Consider the following 16389-nt stretch of genomic DNA (forward strand, 5'->3'; position numbering starts at 1 on the left):
TGCATAAGGCTTTCATGCTTGTTCTTAATTCTCTCATGAATAATGCAGGCTAGATATGTGGCGAAACCTCGCATAAGTGAGAATAACCAGGAATGCCCTATCGTGAGTTAGGGAGGTTCCCCGCACAAAGCGTAGTGGCGTGCGTGGGAGGATGTCACTACAGCTAAGATCGACTCCGCTTTAGAAACTAGATGATTACATAACTAATTCTTAGATTGCTACAAAAAAATCAGAGAAAAAATTCTCTGATTCAATATTATCGCTCGTGTTCACTAATTGGATAACTATTTAGCGATTCTTGGGTAAAAATGCCATGGGGTTTTGTGCGCCTCTGCCTTTAAGATGGATTTCGTAGTGAAGGTGGGGGCCTGTGCTGTAACCAGTGCTGCCCATTTCAGCAATTTGTTGACCTTGTTCTACTTTCTGACCACGACGCACTAAAATACGGCTGTTATGGGCGTATAAAGTAACGCTACCATCGGGGTGACGAAGTTTCACTAAATTACCGAACCCACCAGAATTCCATCCTGCGCTGATAACTTCACCTGGTGCGGAAGCCATAATAGGAGTTCCCACTGGAGCAGCAATGTCAATGCCCTTGTGCATTCTACCCCAACGAGGACCATACCCAGAGGTGAGTACCCCTTTACTGGGCCAAATATGTCCAGTAAATCTCATGGGAGCATCAGGAAGATAGTCATCGGGATTAGATATGCCAGGTAAATCAGGACCAACAGCAGTTCCTACGGGAAGTTCAAATGGGTTATTGTAAACAGAAGGATTAGCGGATGCTGCACTAATTAAATCCGATTGTCTGCTATTTAACCGTTCTTCTATGGCCTGTTGAGGAGAAGTAGTATCTTGGCGATCGCTGCTCCATTCTGAGTTTAACGCTTCTCCTACCACAGTTTTCCCATCAGGGCGGGTTTGATTTAAAGAAACCTCTGATTCTCTCTTTCCGTAATCTCTTTGCAAATCAACGATATCGGCTTTTAACTTGTCGGTATGGGATTGCTGAGCAGTGGATACCTGGAAATCTATGGGGTTACCATCAGTTCTACGAGAGCGGTTTCTAGAAGAGTTTCCTCCTGAGCCAAACTCCTCAAATACTGAAGGTAAGGTGGTTCCTTGATTCGGTTGAGCTTCAGCTATTGTCTGTTTTTGAGGAATCATTAGGGTTTGATTAACCCGAATCAAATTGGCGTTGGTAATACCGTTGGCACTAATTAATTCCTGGGTAGAAATCCCATGACGACGGGCGATGCTGTTAAGAGTGTCTCCTCGGCGAACCCGATAGCTTTTTTGTGTGACTCTTTGAATGTTGGGTTGGGGTATAACTTGCTTCCTAGGGGGTAGGAAAGATGTTTCGCCATCAGTTGGGATCACTTCTATGTCTTGGGGATTTTGCTTGTTAGAGGGAGTGACGCTGATGGGAATGGGTTGATCTGATTCAATCTTGATGTTGGTTTCCGTTTGTAGAGAGGGAACCACAGGAACGGTTGATTGTTCATTCTCACTTTCTAGGAAGCCTTTTAAAGAAGCCATTTCTTCTTCGATAGTAACTTCTTCATTGGGTTCTGTTTCAGAACTCAATGTGGGAATTTCAATAGTTTGAGCTACCTTTACTGTTTCTACCCCCACTACTGTTTCTTTTTCTTGTTCTGGTGGCTGATTGAGGGGTTGGCTAACATCAGCAACGGTTTGCTCTTCAACTACAGTGTTAGCACCTTCGGTTTTTAATTCCGCTAGGCTATCCTGCAGACGTTTTCGAGTTTCTCTGAGATGATCGAGGGAAGTGTTAACGGACTTTTTACCAACATTTTTCCGTTTGTCTCCGCTTTCTGGAGAACTTTTTGGGGTAATTTTTTGAACCGAATCCTTACTAGAAGGAATTTTTATGGTTTGCCCTGGCTCCAATGTAGCAGTGATCGCTAAATTATTGATTAGTGCTATCTCTTCTGCTTTCACTTGATAGTTGTTAGCCAACTGAAGGATCGTTTCTCCCTCTTCTACTTTATGCTTGAGGGCTAAAGGAGCCAGTTGACTATTTTCGCTACCGAAGTCAGAAACACTGGGAAGATTCTCCGTAACGGAATTCGCAGTTGCTTCGTTGGCAGCTATAACTGCTTTGTCTTGGCTTAATAATATTCCTGTTGCGCCCATAGAGATAGCCAACCCAAGCATGGCAGCTGAGCAACGGGGCCGACTTTTTTCACCTGAGGCTAGTTTATTTTGGGAGTCTTCTGAAGAAGACTCTACCCCTACTCTGGCGTATTCTTCTACATCTGAAGACATTGTTGTTAGTTCATTCAATTTACCTTTCAAGGACAACCTCCTACTGTGTGAACGAGCGATTTCGACTATCGAGAGTTTCTTAGGATGATTTTTGACTGAGTAGACCTATCAGAGATTAGTTTTAATTTATATCGCCAATTAAGTCAATATACTTATTGTGTATGTTATGAGAAATTAACTTATTTTGCCTGCTGTGAACAAGCAATTGATTGATTGTAATCTACTCGGCAATTTTTTATCTATGTTCGATAATCTTTGCGGGACGCGAGTTGGTTGACGCTCGCAACTCTCAAAAGGTTTCACCTCATGGCATTTCCTGGGTTTCGGAGTCTGATGTAACTGCTTTTTTCCCGTTTAGCTACTTGTATTTTTTCCCTGGTTTCCCAGAGATTAGTGATATGAATTTCTTATTAGATTTATGAGAATTTTATTGATTTTTGTGCTATAAAACTCTAAGGAATCACGGGGAGTTTTTGGATTTATGGTTAGTTTAGTTGATCCAGCTGCCTCAAAGCTTCAAATAACCCCACTGCTACACTCACGGATAGGTTAAGACTTCTTACTTCGGGGTGAGGCATGGGTATATAGAGCATTTGATCGCACGTTGCCATAAATTTGGCCGGTAGTCCCTCGGTTTCACTACCGAACACTAACCAGTCATTTTCTTGAAACTGACAATCTCCGTAACAGGATTTCCCTCTGACACTAAATCCTAGTAATCTCCCCTCGGATTGTTGATAATGGCTTTGAAATTGAGCTAAATCCAGGTGATAGTGGAGTTTGACGTGGGGCCAATAATCTAATCCAGCCCGTTTAAGATAGCGATCGCTTAATTCAAACCCCAATGGACCAACCAAATGGAGTTCTGTATTGGTTGCAGCGCAAGTTCTGGCTATATTCCCTGTATTTGGAGGAATTTGAGGATGGACTAAAACGACTCTCGGCATAGTGATTGATAGTTTTTTTTTATAAATGACCAACTCTGAGAAAAGCATTAACTTTATTAAACATTTTTTCTTTTTAAATTTAAAAAAGTTATTGATTGCTCGGTGAAATTTAAGTATTTTTTAAGCAACTAACAGAGCATCACAGAGTTTATCTTCTAGCATTTTTTCTTGTTGGGCAACTGCTTGGATTTCTTCGGCAATAATTGAAGGAATATCTGAGGAAAGCTGATATTTTTTTAACCATTGTTGTGCTAGGTTGCCGTTACGGAGAATTTTTTTCACAGGGGATAGAAAACAACTAAACCCTTTTTTTTGGGCAAAGGGGGCAACCGACTGGTAAATTTGTTCGATCCATCTGGTTGCCGTGATCTCACTACCATCTTTCCAATGGTATAACTGTGCTTCTAAGCTGCGTTTTGCGGCAGCCATTTCGTTATGATGGGTAATCTCAACTAAGCTGTCAGAAGATAGTTGACTACTGTTGAGGGGATCGAGGGTAGGATCATCCATCAATTGTAGAAGGCGGCATTCTAGTAGAGCGATGACAGATAATAAAGTAATAGGATCAGCAATCAAATCACAAATTCTTAATTCTAGGCGATTAAGATTGTAGGGTCTATTATGGCCGTTAGGACGCACCGATGTCCAGAGATGACGGACATTTTGCATAGTTTTCAATTTTAACTGTTCTTCTGTCCACTTAATAAAGTGATTATGACTCTCAAAAAAGGGAACATTTTCAGGGGTTTGAGGAAACATCTGCCAACGGGTAGAATGATACCCTGTTACTCTTCCATCCAAGAAAGGTGAAGACGCACTCAAAGCAAGATATAAAGGTGCTTCAACCCGAACTAAGCGACAAGCTTGCATCAACAATTCTGGATCACTAATGCCAATGTTAATATGAATACTGGCGGTAACTACATCAGTCCCATAACTGTTTTCGATGTAGCTATGGTAAGGGTTAATGGGATCAGAACGATAAAACTTCTTACTATCCCCCAATGAGAGGGTGCTACCTGGAACTATAGTGTAGTCGCCAATTTGTTGCAAGTATGATCTTAAACGCTGCCTGGGACGAACTAAAGCGCAAAGAAGGCGATCGTAACAGGATAAAGGAGCTGTAGTATATTCAACGTTACGACTATCGGGTTCTCGGACAAATCCATTGAGATCCTTGACAATTCGATGGGATAATCCCTCAATTTGTCCTTGGAATGTCCCTGTGTACATTTCAACTTCAACGCCCTTACATAGTCGTGTCATAAGTCCTCTGAATAACATTGCCGTTGTGGCATTATATTATCTATTATTAACGATTTTGACCGACAAATGATCAACTATTTTTTTCTTTTCTATTATTTGTGTCTCAATTTTTTACTTCTTTCTGCTCCAGTGAGAAGTAAACCTATGGATAATAACCAAGGAAAGATAAGACATTTTACTGAGTCTGAGTTAATAAATCAAAATAGTGGTAATACAAATATTTCTTCTAGCAATATTGAACCCAATAGTTTTATTACTGGCCTTTGGCGTGGTTTTCATGAATCTGAGGGATTAACTATTTACTATGGCTATCAATTTCGTCCTGATGGTAGTTTTTTGGCTAGACATCGCATCTATCAAGAAAATACAACTTTAGAAGATACAACCTGGCAGGGAGAATGGCAATTTAAGCAAAATATATTAATAATGAAGGGATTTAATTTAAAGGATGAAAAACGAAATATAAATCTTGAGTTAAAGTTAACGGATACTTTTAAACTTGCTTATCAAACAAGTTCTTTAGACTATCACTATCAAGGAATTATTTTAAATAAAGTCGGTTTCTTATAACACAGCAGTTCTCACTTTGGTAAAGATAGGAGCATTACACCAAATCCGGCTCTAAAACCCATCTTATTTTATTTTTCCACCGTCTGAATTTATATTAAAAATGTCTTCTATTTTTCAAACAGTTATCTCAATTTTCAATTATCCTATTTTTACTTTTTTAGGGCAGGCTATTTCTTTTACTTTACTAATACAGATTATAAGTAGTTTAATTCTTGTTTTTATTCTTGCTCGTCTGATTAAATTGCTCTTTCAGAATTGGGTTTTTAAAAAATTCAAGATTGAATCGGGACAGAGAGAAGCTTTTTCAACTCTTATTTTTTACTTTTTGATCACTCTAGGAAGTTTGATTTGTTTACAATCTTCTGGACTTAATTTACAATCTTTGGCTGTGGTTGCTGGTGGTTTGGGTATTGGTATTGGGTTTGGATTACAAACAATTTTAAGAGATTTTGTAAGCGGTTTGATCCTATTATTAGGACGAGCTATTAAAGTTAATGATTATATACAATTTGGTCATCGTCAGGAATTTTCTGATGTGCGAGGAACGGTTGAAAAAATCTCCCTACTTTTTACTGTTATCAAAACCAAAGACTCCGGTTTTATCATTATCCCCAATAGTTATTTAGTGACTTATCCTATTCTAAATTGGAGTTATAATAAAACCTACAATCGAGTAAAAATACCTTTGAAAGTGGGTAAAAATATTGATTTTGTACTATTCACAGAAATTGTTTTAAATACAGTACAAAATGAATTCTCTGTAAAAAGTGAACCTTCTCCTAAACTAGTGTTTAAAGAAATTAAGACATCTTACTGTGAGTTTGAATTACAAGTCTGGATTGATGAAATGAAGGAAGAAGATATGACTATTAATAGTATTAATTATGGCATCGAACATCATTTAAAAGAATATGGAATTAATATTATTTTTCCTACACAACAAATTTCTCTTGCTAATCGAGATTTTTATTTACCAATTTCTATTAGTAAAAATAGTAAAGTATCTAATTTAACTGATGAAGATGACTCGAATTATTCACCTATTTCAGTGCGGGACATTCTGAAAAAAAATACCTATTTTTCTAATTTAACGCCTTTAGAACTCCGTCAATTAATTGAAATGGGATATAGAAAAAAATTAGATAAGAATAAAATATTATTTAATGAAGAAGATCCAGGAGATTCTTTTTATATAATTTTATCGGGTTCTGTAGATGTTTTTGTTCCCACAATCAATAAACATTTAGTAACTTTGAGAGCAGGAGATATTTTTGGAGAGTTAGCCTTGATTTTAGGAATTACGAGAACCGCTTCTGTTAAAACGTTAGAAAAAACTCGATTTTTTGTTATTGATAAAGTTAGATTTAAGAAACTATTACAAGAGCAATCGAACTTTGCTGAGGTGATTCTTGAAGAATTAAGTCAACATCAAGAAGAACTTACCCAACGTCAAAAACAATTAAGAGAAATGGGTTTAGTGAGTGAAGAAGAGGATGATAGTAATGTTATGAATTGGTTGAAGAAGAGGTTAAACAACCTTTTCTTGAGTTCTCAATAATTAAGTTATGGTATCTTTTTTCCTTACCCGTAAGATGTGAAATATTCTTGGTTTATTATCAGTTCTTTATATACACTGACTGATCTTATCTCAAGATAACTTGTCTAAAATAAACTAGAGAAATCCCTCGTTAGGTTAATTCTTTCACGAGGGAGTGTTACTTCTAATCCTCAGACATAACTGATTTAGACGTAGAATGTAGATGCTTGTAAGTCCGCAGCTGTTGCACCGTTGGCATAGACTGCATAAAAACTCGAACCAACATTTACAACTGCGAAAGCACCACCAGCATAGTCTCCAAAAGAGGTGGATCCACTGTAGGCACTACCCAATATTAAGAAGTCTTCGGTTGACCAATCAGCGATAGAATCAAATTCTCCAGCATTGATTTCTGTGCTGAAGTTAAAGAAATCGGCCCCCTCACCGCCAAGCACAGCATCAAAACCATCACCCCCTGCTATTGCATCAACTCCGCTTCCTCCAACAATAGTATCATTGCCGGCACCTGCAACAATTATATCGTCTCCGTCTTCGCCAAGAAGCAGATCATTACCACTCCCAGTTGAGATTTGGTCATTTCCCTCTCCACCAAAGATGGTTACGGCATTCGCAACCCCTGAGAATAGGGTATCGTCACCAGCACCTCCGAAAGCTTCGTCTGCTCCAATATTTGCATAAACGAGGTCGTTACCATCGCCACCATTTAAGATATCGTCTCCAAGACCTCCAATTAAAGTATCGTTATCTCCTTCACCATTGATAAAGTCATTCCCTTCACCCCCATCAAGATAGTCGTCCCCATCACCACCATAAAGTCCACCAGGCGCGGTAATTACAAAGGCTTCTCCAAGAGCGGCTGCTCCAGCACTAACATTATCTTCTCCATCAAAGCTGTTATCATCCCCAGAACCTCCATAGATGGTATCGCTTCCGTCTCTACCGAACAGTGCATCTCTGTCCTCCCCACCATAAATCGCATCATTTCCACCCCCACCTTGGATGATGTCTGTGCCATCTTCACCATAAAGAGAACTGGCTGATGTACTGGTATTTACGATGGTAAGCCAGTCGTTACCCGGGCCACCGTATCCATCCATAAAAAACGAACCATTTTGATACAAAATGTCGTCCCCTGCTCCCCCAAAGGCTAGAAAGTCTCCATTATCCCTCCCTAGAGCATCATCCCCGTTGCCACCATACTGCTCAAATTCCGGATTATTGAATATGTTGTTGTTAGTATCATCTCCATAGAATGCCATGATAAAAACCTCTTTTGAATTGATTTAAAGCCGTTAAGTGTAAAATTATTTTTCCTGAGAAAATTGTCAGAAAACAGAATTAAGACTATAAGAGTATAGCAAATCTTGTCCACTTAACAATGACATGGCATGAAATTTTTGCACAACTTGGAGTTATTCTGTACTATTGACAGCGATCGCATATTCCTTCGACGGTTACTTCGTAACGTTCTGGGGTAATACCGGGACGTAATCCTCCTAAATCCAAGGATTGAAAAGTCTCCCAAGGAATATCTTCAATGACACAACAACAACGACAACGAAAGTGATGGTGAGGTTCAACGTTAGCATCATAGCGACACACCCCTGGCTCTAGCACAACTTCCCTAACTAAACCCACTTGGCGCAATGCTTGTAATGCAGTGTAGACTGTTGCTTGCGAAGAGGTTGGCACATCTTGGTTGATATCGCTCAAAATCTGTTCGGCGGTGGGATGATCATTTCTATGGAGTAAATTAGCATAAACAGCGAATCTTTGCGGCGTTACCCTCAATTTCTTCTCTTTTAAGATATTTACGATGGCATCAGCTTCTTTTTTCATCTTTTTAACTTTCTTTTATTCTTGTCTCTCTACATTATAATTGAAAGTTTTTGAGATTATTTACTATGTTAACTTACTTCAAGTAATTAAGTTATTATGACTATTGACTTTTTCTTAAATAAGAATTATTCTGAGATATGTCAGTAAAACCTGATACAAAAACTATTGTTAAGAGGTGAAGTATGGCTGCTGTTGAAACTGTACCCAACGTTGTATTTAAGACCCGTGTTCGTGACGAGTCTGTTCCCGGTCCTAACCCTTATCGTTGGGAAGATGTAAACACCGAGGATATTTTTAAAGGCAAAAAAGTAATTGTCTTTTCCTTACCTGGTGCTTTTACCCCCACTTGTTCCTCTAACCACTTACCTCGCTACGAAGAGTTGTACGAAGAATTTAAGGGATTAGGGGTTGACCAAATCATTTGTCTGTCTGTGAATGATGCTTTTGTTATGTTCCAATGGGGTAAACAACAAGAAGCCAAAAACGTCTCCTTATTACCCGATGGGAACGGCGAATTTACCCGTAAGATGGGTATGTTAGTAGAGAAATCTAACCTTGGTTTTGGTATGCGTTCTTGGCGTTATTCCATGCTAGTCAACGACTGCAAGATCGAAAAAATGTTTGTAGAACCTGACTTTAGTGATAATTGTCCCACCGATCCTTTTGAAGTATCTGACGCTGACACCATGTTAGCTTACCTCAAAGGAACCGAGTCTAGTGGTGTTTCTGAACCTCGCAAGGCTTTTGTCGGTTAGTTTTAATGTTTTGTAGTTAACTTCTGACAGAAATAAGCGACTCATGGGTATATTAATCCTATGGGTTACTATAAGGTCTTCAGAAAATGACTAAATTTAATTGGTTGACCCTAGAAAACAAGAAATATCTTGAAAGAGTTAGCTAATTTCATAGCTCGATCACCTGTAATTTATGGGTCAACCTTTCTCAGTATTCCTTGGATCACGCTAATACCATACATCGAATCCAACGCCGCAGAATATAAATACAAGACTTGTTATGGCGGGGGTTAAGAGAGTAAGGGATTCAATTTTGTTCAAAGTTTGCATTAAACACAATAGGTTATGGAACTAGAATTTCCCGAAGACTTAAAATATTTGGATAGTCACGAATACGTTCGTTTCGACGGAGAAATCGCCACCATTGGCATTAGTGCCTATGCTATCGACCAATTAGGGGACGTGGTTTTCCTCGAATTGCCCGAAGTAGGAGACTCTTTGGAGACAGGAACTAGCTTTGGTTCCATCGAATCCGTTAAAGCAGCAGAAGATCTTTACCCTCCCGTCTCTGGAACCGTTGTTGACCGCAACGAGGCCATGATTGAGACTCCCGAAGTTATTGCCGATGATCCTTACGGAGATGGATGGTTATTGAAGGTTCGTGTGGAAAACCCCGACGATGAATTAGAAGATACCATGTCTGCTCAAGACTATCGAGCTATGGTTGAAGGGGAAGAAGACACTGCTTAAAAACTATACCAGGATGACTTAACCCCGTTGCTGTTGTTTCAAGGGTAAACATTTCTTGTCTCAGAACGACATTCCTCTGGAATAACAGCATCAACTAGTTAAAGTACCTCAACTAACAGGAGCAGCTGTAAATACTAAATAGAAGAAAACCGCTAGAAACAAAACACAGAGCTTAACAATTAAGTAAGTAACACTATTCGGATATAAAAATGTACTAATCATAGTTTTCCTTCCCGAGAAATTATCAAAGATTATTGATTTCCCTATTTATATTTTCTCTTAAAAATAAAACTTTGTTTCATCAATTCAGTAAAAATTTACAATATGGTCATCGAGTGGCTTAAATTTCGGATTTCTCCTCCCTCAAGAGATATTTTCATTCGATTAGACAATGAAATATGGACCCCGTTTTTAGCACAGTTTCCTGGTTTTCTGGGAAAAGAGGTTTGGATATCCCCTAATTTTCCCGATGAAATTACCTTAATCATTCGTTGGGAAAGCCGTGAACAATGGAAAAAAATTCTTCAAAACGATTTAGAAACAATAGAACAGAAATTCGCTCAACAAATGCAAAACCATCCTTACGAAATCATCGAAGCGAAAGAATATCAAATTAGGAAATTTTCCAATTCTTAATTTTTGTTTTAAGAGTAAGATATTAGATGGGCGCGACTTTGATAATCTGAGATAGACTAAATGGAGAAAGACACAATAATCTTCTAGCCATGACTCATCCTAAACATTCTAACTCTTCTCTTCGTTACTCGATAGCAAGACTTAAACCTTTAATTAATGTAAAAGTCTGGGGTTCTGTCGGTATTATGGCACTGGTTGGGTTTCTTCTCTGGCAATATCACCGTCATCCCGAGTGGGTAGGAGATAACCAATTACCAGGTTCGAGTATTGAGGGAAAATTTGAGGGAGAAGTAGGCAACAACCTGGATATTGGGGTAACATTACAAGATTTAGAACAAAATCGTCTTAATAATTCTGAAGGAGTTCCTCTTCCTCCCTCACAACTCAACGATGATTTTCTACAATCGCCTTCTGAATCATTACAAGGGAACCAAATATCCTCCAATAATGACCTTATTTTTCCTTCTTCTGGCGACAAAGACAATCCACAGTTAAATCCACAACCCAACCCCTCCGTTAAGTTTGAACCCTTAATGCCCAATGTCAAGAATTTAGATTCTTTATTTCCTCCCCTAAAGCCAGATAAAAATGCGGGTAAACCGATTCAAATACCAGATTACTCAGAACAGTCAAAGCAAAGACCTCAAAACAGTGTTTTACAAAATGCTATAGAAGAAGTCTTTTCCCAAGAATCTCCTTCAGTAGAGCCGCCCGCTCAACCTTCTAGAGAGAATAAACAGCCTTCCCCCAACACCAATAGATCACCGCAACCTAACTTTCCCACGTCGGGAAGAAATAACCCCTACTCCGGTCGTCCTCAAACTCCACCCAATAATCCCTACACATACAGTCCCACTCAACCCTACAATCAACCCTACGGTAATGGCAGACCTCCAGCCCCTATTCCTGCCTACCCCCCCTCTCCTCAGTCAGGAAATCCCTACAACAATGGTAATCCTAACTTCAATTACTCTAACCCATCCAATCAGAACCAACCTGCACCTAACTATGGGATTCAACCTCCTCAAGTTGATGGATTTTAAAATGATTACTTAAATGAGTGTTCTTCGAGTGTTAAAATCATAGATAAACTAATTCTATTGATTCAAGTCCCTAATTTAATAGGAAACACTCGATGAGTTCCTTGTGGAAGCTAAAGGATTCAAATCCTAATAATGTTATTTCTAAAGAAAGTCGAAGGAATAATTTATTTAGGTAAGCACAGTATAATCAACCCCCTAATTGTTAATCTCGAAAGCTTTTTGATTATATTCGGAAAGTATAAAAGAACCCATATTGAACTTTAAATATAAATTAACCATATTTGTGTAAGACTTGATGTCTTCTCCTATTCTTTGGACATTGAGTAAGACTCGTTCTCTCAAAAATAGTAAGTTTTACGCTTTGTCTAATTCCTCCAACACACAGAATTACAATGTCGACTAATCCCCAAAAACCAATCATTGCTAAAGATACGCCAGTCATCCTATTTGCCGGGGAATTCCAAGGAACTTTAATGCAAGGGGTTGCGGCAGCTGTTCTTTTAATGCCCAATGGTAAACGTTATACCGTTAGTCAATTAGTATCTGTTAATCACAAAGACGAAGCAGAATACACTGCTCTGATTATTGGTTTACAAAAAGCACAGCAATTAAGATTAAAAACTTTAGCGGTAAAAGGGGATAGTGATCTTGTTTTCAATCAGGTTAATGGTTTAACTTCCGTTACCGAAGAAAGGCTAAGGAAACTGTACCGCACTGCTATTAAATACATCAGAAGTTTTGAGAAAATTTCCTTAGAATGGATTTCTCCTGAACAAAACCGTCCGGCTACATCGGCGGTTAAACGCTGTATTAAGGATGCTCTAGGACGGGAAAAACCACAAACAGCTTCCGCAAAATACCCTGCTATGGTCAGTTTAATGCAAAAGGGGGAGCAAGCCAGAGATGAAGATTATAATCGACTCACCGTAGAAGAAGACGAATGGACACACAAATCTCTCCAGGAATTGAGGGCTTTGATTCCAGTGGAGGTTAGGGATAAAATTGCTCTACAGTGGCAAGGAGATGAAGATAATTTAGCCCAGATGTATCGTTGGCATTTAAGGGGATTACCTGCCATAATGGCTTGTCGTAAAGTTAATCTGGATCAAAAGACTAATCAACCAGATAAGGCAAAACTTCCCTGGGAGGAAGCTCTAAACGTCCCTCAGTCACCATTCTTAAAGGATTCTGACAATACATCAGATCCTCTAGTTTCTCTACTTTCTGAATTAGATAAGCTTGAGATGGGTCTACAGGACAATTCTCCGAGTTTATCTGAGTCACAAGAACCTATCTCATTTGCATCTTTGATAGCGCAGGACTTCAAGAAAGATAACTTAGATTCGTTTGAGGTAGACTTGTTCTCTTCATCTAGTGATCTGTCTTTCGATGACGAGTCTGATTTAGTGTTTGATCAAGAAGACGCAGCTATGGAGGTAGATAAAAATAAAGATACCTTACCATCACTATTAAGTATAGTTGATCTTCTCCAAGCAATTGAAAATCTTAGTGCTGAAGAAAAAAACATCCTCGCCGAGGAATTAGTTAAAATTCCTGAGATGGTTAATCTTATTCTTAAAGCGATCGCTGATAATGTTTCTCACAAAAAATAACAAATATAATCAATATAAATCGTTACTTTAACTGACTAGATTTATTCTTAGAAAATAACATTAATTTAATGACAAACCTCTCCTCCTTATCTCTGAAAACAAAATTAGAGGAACTAGAAAATAGCTTACGTCCTGGACAACAACAATTGTCCAATTGGACGGGGGGAAAAATGGCTATTTCTGCTGTGCCTGGAGCGGGTAAATCTCATAGTTTGGCGGTGGCTGCTGCTATGATGATAGCACGATATCAACTCCATCCTAGAAACCAGTTAATTATTGTTACCTATACTCGTTCGGCTGCGGCTGGAATTAAGGCAAAAATTAAAGAACGTCTCAAAGATTTAAAGATACCTCAAACGGGATTTATGGTACAAACTTTACACGGTTTGGCCTTGAATATTGCTACTCGCCACCCAGAGTTATCACAATTTAATTTAGACACATCGACGGTTATTATTCCTACCCCTAGTCATCGAGTAATTCGCAGTTCGGTAGAAAAGTGGATTAGTAGTAATGCTCGTCGTTATCAAATACTATTAGAAGGGGCTGAATTTGATGGAGAAGAAACCGAAAGATTGCGCCGTCAATCTGTTTTAAGGACGGAAGTTTTACCGAAGCTTGCCCATACAATTATAAGAGAAGCCAAAAGTTCAGGATTAACTCCCGAAAAAGTATGGGAATTAAGTTATTGTTCTGAGGAACCTTATGGAATTTTAGCCATTGGTGCTGGATTATACGAACAATATCAAATCGTCATGCGATCGCTGGATTTTATCGATTACGATGATATGATTTTAGGGGCGTTAAATGTTTTAAAAAAACCTAAAATTAGAGAGATGTGGCAGCAGCAAATATTTGCTGTTTTTGAAGATGAAGCGCAAGATTCAAGTCCTTTACAAGAACAACTTATTTCTGCTTTAGCGAGTGGCGAAAAAGACTGTAATTTGATTCGGGTAGGAGACCCCAATCAAGCAATAAACTCCACTTTTACCCCTGCTGATCCTGTGTATTTTAATTGGTTTTGTGAGACCTGTAAAAACGAAGATAGACTAGCAGAAATGACTCAAGCTGGACGTAGTAGTAAGATTATTATCGACGCAGCTAACTTTGCTTTAAAATGGGTTAATAAACAATGGAAAATTGAAGCAGAAAAGCAACAAGAAAAACAACTTACTTCTAATACTCAAGAAGATAAAAAAGAGGTGGTTCCCTTTCGCTTACAAACTATTGAAACTGTTAGCAAAGATGATCCTCAACCCAATGCTAACCCGAAATCTGTTGGGGAAGGATTAGAACTTTATTGTCCTGATGATATTTATCATACAGTGGATTTAATTCGGGAAAGAATTATTGAATTATTAACCAAAAATCCAGAACATAATGCAGCTATTTTAGTCAGAGAAAATCGCCAGGGTCGCTTCTTAGCTGAAAATCTCAAAGAATTACCTAAAAAACAAAAAATTAGGGTCTATGAAGTGGGGGAATCAGAAAGATTTTCTCAGATTCCCAGTGAAATTTTAAACCTATTACAATTCATGGATCGACCCCATTCTCCAGACTATTTAAAAAATGCCCTAGAAATACTAGAAAATAGAGGTTTAATTCCCTCACAAGACCTCAATATTTTAGCTACCTATCCCGAGAATTTTCTTTATCCTAGTCCTCTAGTTTCTGAACAAAAAAAATCCGTTGCAGAGGCCCGTCGTTATTGCTGTAATCTTCTACAAGCAAAAATAGAATTACCAGATTATCAACTTATTCCCTTCTTAGGAATGACCTTAAAATATACAGGTGCAGAATTAGCAACAGTTCAGAAACTCTCTGAGAGAATTAGTCAAGAATTGAGCGGGAAATACTCCATAAAAAGCGTTTTAAACGCTCTTAGAGAAATTATTAATTCAGAACAGTTTGAAGGAATAGAAGAGGACAACGAAGAACGTTATACTAGACAGAATCAAGTAACAATTATTACCATGCATAAATCAAAAGGTTTAGACTGGGATTATGTCTTTCTTCCTTTCCTGCATGAAGACGTTTTGCCTGGTAGTCCCTGGGTTCCTACTTCTGCACAATTTTTGGGTAAGTTTACTTTAGCAGAAGTGTCTCGCGCACAAATTCGTGCGGCTGTTCATCATCAATATATTAATCAAGAAAACCCTTTAGTTATTCCTAACCCGGAATCTGCTTGGGAAGACGCACAACGACTTAAGAAAGCAGAAGAATATCGCTTACTTTATGTGGCTATGACCCGTGCAAAACGCCTTTTATGGATGTCTGCCGCTAAACAAGGACCCTTTCGTTGGAGTATTTTTAAAACAGATACAACGATTAATTTACAGAGTAAAATTCCTTGTCCTCTTTTTCCCATCTTAATGAAGCAATTTCCCAATTCTGTGATGGAATATTTGTTTTAAAAGTTAGCAAAAGCTAACCATTAAAAACTACTTTGGAAATTAGCGATCGCATTTTTTTGTGCTAGGATTTGTCCAGTTTTCTATTGTTATTAAACACTTCAAAAACTTCACGACAAAAACACTTAAATCCTTCGGCAATATCCCTAGCAGGTTGATAATTACCTTCTAATTGCCAATTTTCTACGGTTGATAGCCGCCAAGCTTGTCCCTGATGATTAAATCCAGTTATCTCTAAGCCCACCAACCGTTGAATTTTATCCACAGGATCTTTGTGAAACCTAATCTGTACTAACATACTACGACTCTGAAAGCGAGGACTCCATCCAGGTAAATGAAAGCCAATATCGATAGAATGAGGATCAACTAATTCGAGGGTATCGGGATCATCATGCCAAGGTTCAAGATCAGCTTTAGCATCGGGAAAATGGGTTTTAAATAAATGAACAGTAGATGCAATTTTTGTAGCTATTTCTACACCTTGGGCTTTTTCCGACGCATTCATGCTTAGTATCCTCTCGATAAATCATAGTCTATGGCTAAAATTAGCTATCCTGCTTTATTCTATGTCAGTATTTTATTTAGTTCACCGATTAAACAGGGCAATAAACTTAAAAACTTTGTGTAATTTTTGATCAATCAAATACTAACGCACTATTTATTGGTTATCGATTTTTTGTATCTTCTCAAAAAGCCAGGGGTCACTCGCTGCGAAAACTTAGGCCAA

The 16389-nt window shown here is 38.4% G+C and carries 14 protein-coding genes; 8 read left to right on the forward strand and 6 right to left on the reverse strand.

The annotated features are described in order from the left end of the window. Positions 1 to 288: 288 nt before the first annotated feature. The 3 genes from P9B04_RS00675 to gshA form a co-directional block, all read right to left on the reverse strand. Positions 289 to 2295 (reverse strand): peptidoglycan DD-metalloendopeptidase family protein, encoded by a 2007-nt coding sequence (locus tag P9B04_RS00675; protein WP_342053070.1) that lies wholly within the window; start codon positions 2293 to 2295, stop codon positions 289 to 291. A gap of 485 nt (positions 2296 to 2780) precedes the next feature. Beyond that, positions 2781 to 3242 (reverse strand): tRNA (cytidine(34)-2'-O)-methyltransferase, encoded by a 462-nt coding sequence (locus P9B04_RS00680; RefSeq protein ID WP_342053071.1) that lies wholly within the window; start codon positions 3240 to 3242, stop codon positions 2781 to 2783. Between the two features lie 120 nt (positions 3243 to 3362). Beyond that, positions 3363 to 4508: a glutamate--cysteine ligase gene (gene gshA, locus P9B04_RS00685; RefSeq protein ID WP_342053072.1), complete on the reverse strand. Its 1146-nt coding sequence runs from the start codon at positions 4506 to 4508 to the stop codon at positions 3363 to 3365. Positions 4509 to 4652: 144 nt separating this feature from the next. Here gshA and P9B04_RS00690 point away from each other — a divergent pair, with 144 nt between their 5' ends. Together P9B04_RS00690 and P9B04_RS00695 are read left to right on the forward strand one after the other, a co-directional pair. Continuing rightward, positions 4653 to 5078, forward strand: a complete 426-nt coding sequence (locus tag P9B04_RS00690; RefSeq protein ID WP_342053073.1) for a hypothetical protein — start codon at positions 4653 to 4655, stop codon at positions 5076 to 5078. Between the two features lie 100 nt (positions 5079 to 5178). Then, a complete protein-coding gene (locus P9B04_RS00695; RefSeq protein WP_342053074.1) occupies positions 5179 to 6636 on the forward strand; it encodes a mechanosensitive ion channel domain-containing protein in 1458 nt (485 codons plus the stop codon). A 185-nt stretch (positions 6637 to 6821) separates the two neighbouring features. On the opposite strand, the gene P9B04_RS00700 is transcribed toward P9B04_RS00695, so the two are convergent. Beyond that, on the reverse strand, positions 6822 to 7895 hold the full coding sequence (locus P9B04_RS00700; RefSeq protein ID WP_342053075.1) for a calcium-binding protein: 1074 nt from the start codon (positions 7893 to 7895) through the stop codon (positions 6822 to 6824). Between the two features lie 163 nt (positions 7896 to 8058). Continuing rightward, positions 8059 to 8475 (reverse strand): Fur family transcriptional regulator, encoded by a 417-nt coding sequence (locus P9B04_RS00705; RefSeq protein WP_342053076.1) that lies wholly within the window; start codon positions 8473 to 8475, stop codon positions 8059 to 8061. Between the two features lie 182 nt (positions 8476 to 8657). On the opposite strand from P9B04_RS00705, the gene P9B04_RS00710 reads away from it, so the two are divergent. From P9B04_RS00710 to P9B04_RS00735, 6 genes are all read left to right on the forward strand, one after another. Continuing rightward, on the forward strand, positions 8658 to 9230 hold the full coding sequence (locus tag P9B04_RS00710) for a peroxiredoxin (RefSeq protein ID WP_342053077.1): 573 nt from the start codon (positions 8658 to 8660) through the stop codon (positions 9228 to 9230). A gap of 324 nt (positions 9231 to 9554) precedes the next feature. After that, the gene (gene gcvH / locus P9B04_RS00715; RefSeq protein ID WP_342053078.1) at positions 9555 to 9959 is read left to right on the forward strand and encodes a glycine cleavage system protein GcvH; all 405 of its coding nucleotides are present in this window, start codon (positions 9555 to 9557) and stop codon (positions 9957 to 9959) included. 324 nt (positions 9960 to 10283) lie between these two features. Then, positions 10284 to 10595 (forward strand): TIGR03792 family protein, encoded by a 312-nt coding sequence (locus P9B04_RS00720; RefSeq protein WP_342053079.1) that lies wholly within the window; start codon positions 10284 to 10286, stop codon positions 10593 to 10595. Between the two features lie 89 nt (positions 10596 to 10684). Continuing rightward, positions 10685 to 11638: a hypothetical protein gene (locus P9B04_RS00725; protein ID WP_342053080.1), complete on the forward strand. Its 954-nt coding sequence runs from the start codon at positions 10685 to 10687 to the stop codon at positions 11636 to 11638. A 392-nt stretch (positions 11639 to 12030) separates the two neighbouring features. Beyond that, complete coding sequence (locus tag P9B04_RS00730) at positions 12031 to 13251, forward strand: reverse transcriptase-like protein (protein WP_342053081.1); 1221 nt, start codon at positions 12031 to 12033, stop codon at positions 13249 to 13251. Between the two features lie 68 nt (positions 13252 to 13319). Beyond that, positions 13320 to 15665, forward strand: a complete 2346-nt coding sequence (locus tag P9B04_RS00735) for an ATP-dependent helicase (RefSeq protein WP_342053082.1) — start codon at positions 13320 to 13322, stop codon at positions 15663 to 15665. Between the two features lie 61 nt (positions 15666 to 15726). On the opposite strand, the gene P9B04_RS00740 is transcribed toward P9B04_RS00735, so the two are convergent. Continuing rightward, entirely contained in the window at positions 15727 to 16167 is a 441-nt protein-coding gene (locus P9B04_RS00740; protein ID WP_342053083.1) for a hypothetical protein, read from the reverse strand. Positions 16168 to 16389: the final 222 nt, after the last annotated feature.

Source organism: Crocosphaera sp. Alani8, from assembly GCF_038442745.1.
Taxonomy (GTDB): domain Bacteria; phylum Cyanobacteriota; class Cyanobacteriia; order Cyanobacteriales; family Microcystaceae; genus Crocosphaera.